Origin of the sequence: Streptomyces sp. McG3 (assembly GCF_018619185.1) — a bacterium.
Lineage (GTDB): Bacteria > Actinomycetota > Actinomycetes > Streptomycetales > Streptomycetaceae > Streptomyces.
Map to the genome: position 1 here is coordinate 1 of NZ_JAAXYC010000529.1, position 2,555 is coordinate 2,555.

The following is a 2,555-nucleotide window of genomic DNA, read 5'->3' on the forward strand; positions in this document are numbered from 1 at the left end:
CCTCCCCTCGCGGACGGACCCGGGAAACGCTCCCCGGGGACCGTCCCGGGGGCATGTTCATGATTTGTTGACACTTCGCCGGCCGGCCCCGGAACAGGGCTCCACCACCGGTAAAACCGGACTTTCCCCCCGTACGCACCCCCCACTCCCGGCCCACCGAAGCGCGTTTACGCAGGTCAGACCCCGAACTTGCAAAATAGGCGGCCGACCCGGGCAATTTCCGCCACGGACGGTACTTTCACCCCGTACTGATGTGCCATGTATCCACTCGGGTGCGAGCGGTGACGAGTATCGAGGGGGCGTAGCGTTACATGTCGTCAACTGAGGTACGCGCGGCGATGCCGGGCGAGGGCGCGTACATGCAGACGTTCATGGACGAGATCTTCCGGGCGTTCCGGCGCCCGGAGCAGCGGCGTTGGGCCCAGGCGTATCTGTGGGCCCTGATCCATGCGTCGGGCAAGAAGACACCCCGCCGGATGGCGCTGGCGAAGCCCTTACCCTCGGCAGCGGCGCACGGTCTCCACCAGTTCATCAACGCCAGCCCGTGGGACTGGAATCCGGTACGCCACCGGCTCACCGGACTGGTCGCCGAGCGGACGGCCCCGCACGCCTGGACCGTCGCCGAACTCATCATCCCCAAGCGGGGCGAGCACTCGGTGGGCGTGCACCGGCGGGTGGACGCGGAGACCGGGCGCACCGTCAACTGCCAGCGTGCGCTGGTCTTCTTCCTCTCCTCGGGCGGCCGGAGCTATCCGGTGGGCTGGAGCCTCCTGCTCGACCGTACGTGGGACTCGGACCGGGAGCGCCGACGCCGTGCGCGCATCCCCGGCTCCGAGGCCGGACGCACCCCCGCCGACCATGTCACCGGATACGCCGCCGAGGTCGCGGCGCAGCCCCGGCTGCCGCGCCTTCCCTGGGTGCTGGACCTCACCCGGTGCACCGAGGCGGCCAGGGTCCTCGCGGGTCTCGCCCGGCAGCGGGCGGACGTGGTGTGCGAGGTCCCGCCGGACCATCAGGTGCTTCTCACGGGAGCGCACGCGCCGCTTGTGACAGGTGTCAGTGCGCTCATGGAGGTGCGGCACGCCCGGCAGACCCATGTCCTGCTGCGGCAGGCCCCCGACGGCCGGGTCAGGGCCGTACCGGTCCACACCTACGCGGGCACGGTGACCACGCCCCGGCCCGCGCCCGGCGACGACGGGGCCGGGCGTGCGTACCGCGTCGTGGAGAGACCCGACCCGGACGGCCGGCAGCCGCCCCGCTACTGGCTCACCACGCTGACCGACCACCGGGTGGAGGAGATCCTGCGGCTGGCCCGCAGCCACACCTCGGCGCTGTCGGCCGTGGCGGTGCTGCGACAGCGGTTCGGGGTCCTCGACTTCGAGGGCCGTTCCTTCCCCGGCTGGCACCACCACATGACCATGGCGTCGGCCGCCTACGTCCACCAACGCCTGCATCCCGGTGCCGGTGCCGGTGCCGGTGCCACACCCGCGCCGCCGGGAGCGCCGCCGCGCCGGGTCCCGGCCGCCGCGCTGACCGGCGTCTCCCGCTGACGTGGGGCCGAGGAGAGGGGCGGGGCACATGAGACGGGTACTCGTGGTGGAGCCGGACGCCTCCGCCGCGGCGGCCGTGGTCGGCGATCTGCGACGGCAGGGGTTCACCGCCCACGGTGTCTCCACCGGGGAACGGGCCCTACGGGCGTACGGCGACGCGGATCTGGTGCTGTTCTCCCTGGACCTGCCCGATATCGACGGGCTGGAATTGTGCCGGGCCCTGCGGAACGGCGGAGACACGGCGCTGATAGCGGTCAGCTCCGCCGACGCGGAATGCGAGCGGGTCCTCGTGCTGCATGCGGGCGCGGACGACTGCGTGATGAAATCCTGGGGATTCCGGGAGATCGGGGCCCGCATCGAAGCGGTTCTGCGCCGCACCCGGCCCCGGCAGACCCTTCCCGCCGCTATTTCCCTGCACGATCTGCATATCGATCCGCATCTGCGGGAAGTACGGCTGCACGATCGGCTCGTCGGTGTCACGTCGAAGGAATTCGAGCTGCTGTACACCCTGGCCGCCACCCCGGAAACGGTCGTGACGCGGAAAGAACTGATGGCCCGGGTCTGGGGAAGCGACTGGGGGCACACCAGCCGCACGATCGACACCCATGTGAGCAGCCTCCGGGCGAAGCTCGGCTCCAGCGGCTGGATCATCACGGTCCGGGGCGTCGGCTACCGCATGGGGTACGCCTGGCGCATGCCGGAGACGTCCGCCGGCTGAGCGGACACGGGTCGGGCGGGACATCGGTCGGAGCCGGTCTCCAGCCGGGCGGACACCGGTCGGAGCCGGTCTCCAGCCGGACGTTGGCCGGACACCGGTCGGCCGAACGCAGGCCGGGCGGACGTAGGCCGGACAACGGCCCGGCGGACGTAGGCCGAACGCCGGCCGGGCGGATGTCGCCCCGGGCGCGCACGCCCCGGGGCCCGTCCGCGTCAGGCCGCCGCTCCCTCCAGCCGCCGCAGCAGCGGGTGGTGGGCCCCGCCTGTCTCTTATAAACATCTCCGAGC

Annotated in this window: 2 protein-coding genes; both read left to right on the forward strand. The window is 71.8% G+C overall.

Annotated features, from left to right (window positions below; genetic code table 11):
- The first annotated feature begins 338 nt into the window (after positions 1–338).
- Positions 339–1,550 carry a transposase gene (locus HET64_RS38110; RefSeq protein ID WP_215111801.1) on the forward strand — a complete coding sequence of 404 codons (1,212 nt, stop codon included), beginning with the start codon at positions 339–341 and terminating at the stop codon, positions 1,548–1,550.
- A 28-nt stretch (positions 1,551–1,578) separates the two neighbouring features.
- Positions 1,579–2,268 carry a response regulator transcription factor gene (locus HET64_RS38115; protein ID WP_215111800.1) on the forward strand — a complete coding sequence of 230 codons (690 nt, stop codon included), beginning with the start codon at positions 1,579–1,581 and terminating at the stop codon, positions 2,266–2,268.
- Positions 2,269–2,555 lie beyond the last annotated feature (287 nt).